This window comes from Steroidobacter sp., from assembly GCF_016790065.1.
Taxonomy (GTDB): Bacteria; Pseudomonadota; Gammaproteobacteria; order Steroidobacterales; family Steroidobacteraceae; genus Steroidobacter.
Window position 1 is genome coordinate 1 of the sequence record NZ_JAEUPY010000844.1, and the last position, 1,508, is coordinate 1,508.

Here is a 1,508-nt window from a genome sequence, read left to right on the forward strand (position 1 = left end):
CGAGCGGAGCTCGTCGCGGCTTCGGGACGGCACGGGGCGGCAAAGGCACCGAGCCTCCATCCAGTCGCAACACCAGCAAGCGTTCGCGGTTCTCGTACTGCGCGGGCGCGCTGCCCCATGGAAAAGACTTGACGCTGCCGCCGAAGCCGGCGACCACGGCGATGTATTGCACGCCATCGACCGAATAGCTGATGGGAGCAGCGGAGATTGCTGTGCCGACCGAAATCGTCTTGAGCACGCGACCAGTATTCGCGTCATGAATCAACAGCTGCCCATCGGACCCTCCTTGCACGATCAACCCACCTGCGGTCGACAATACCCCGCCAGCCCACCAAGGTCGCACGGGACCGCGCCACCGCGCCTTTGCGCCGACTGGATCCCAGGCGACGAGTTCGCTGTGCGGTGCCGCTGGCGGAGTTTCCAGCAGCGGGTCGAGCGCGCCGGATTGCAACGGGTCAGCGACGCGCGCCTCGACACTGATGGTGTCGGGCCGATAGCCATCGCGCCACGGCACGAATGTCATGTGCTCCCCCAGCGCCGGAATGTAGACCAGCCCCGTGTCCGGATTGAACGCCATCGGTTGCCAGTTGTGACCGCCGGCAATGGAGGGAGACACGACGGCGGAACGATTCTCGTAACGGGCCGAGGCGGAAACTTTCGGACGCCCAGTGGACAGATCAACACCGGAAGCCCAACTCACATCGGTGTAGGGCTGTGCGGAAATGAGTGCGCCGCTGGCGCGATCGAGAACGTAAAAAAAGCCGTTCTTCGGCGCCTGCATGATGACCTCACGCTTGCGCGAGCCGAACTTGAGAGTGGCCTGTATCATGTGTTGCGTGGCCGTGTAATCCCAGCTGTCCGCCGGGGTGGTCTGGTAGTGCCACTGCAATCGACCGGTGGCCGCATCGAGCGCGAGAACGGACGAAAGGTAGAGGTTGTCTCCTCCACCCGGGCTGCGCACCCAGGCGGGCCACGGCGAGCCATTGCCGGTGCCCACATACAGCAGCTGCCGTTTGCGATCGAACGTCATCGAATCCCAGACCGTACCGCCCAAGCCGAACTCGAATCGCGGCCGCGACCAGGTAGCGCGTGCCGTGCCGACTTCGGGATGTTCATCCGGGCCCTCGCCGGGAACGACGAAGAATCGCCACGCGAGCTTGCCGCTGTTGCGTTCATAGGCAGACACGTAGCCGCGTACGCCGAGTTCGCCGCCGCCGTTGCCAATGACGATCAGGTTGTCGGTCAGCCGTGGCGCTCCAGTGATGGTATAGGCCCGTTTACGATCGATGAGCGTGTCCACACGCCACGAGACGCGACCGCTCTTTGCGTCGAGCGCGAGCAGATAACCGTCCAGAGTCGCCGAGAAGACTTTGCCGTCAGCGACGGCAACGCCGCGATTGACAGCGTCGCAGCACGCTTTGCGCACCCAGCCGCCGGCTACTTCCGGGTCGTGTTGCCAGATCAACGTGCCGGTACGGGCGTCCAGAGCGTAGATCACGCTCCAAGGC

General features: G+C 64.2%; 1 protein-coding gene. It reads right to left on the bottom strand.

The annotated features are described in order from the left end of the window. A partial coding sequence (locus tag JNL55_RS33945) for a PQQ-binding-like beta-propeller repeat protein (protein ID WP_293865288.1) occupies nucleotides 1-1,508 on the bottom strand: 1,508 nt, incomplete at both ends.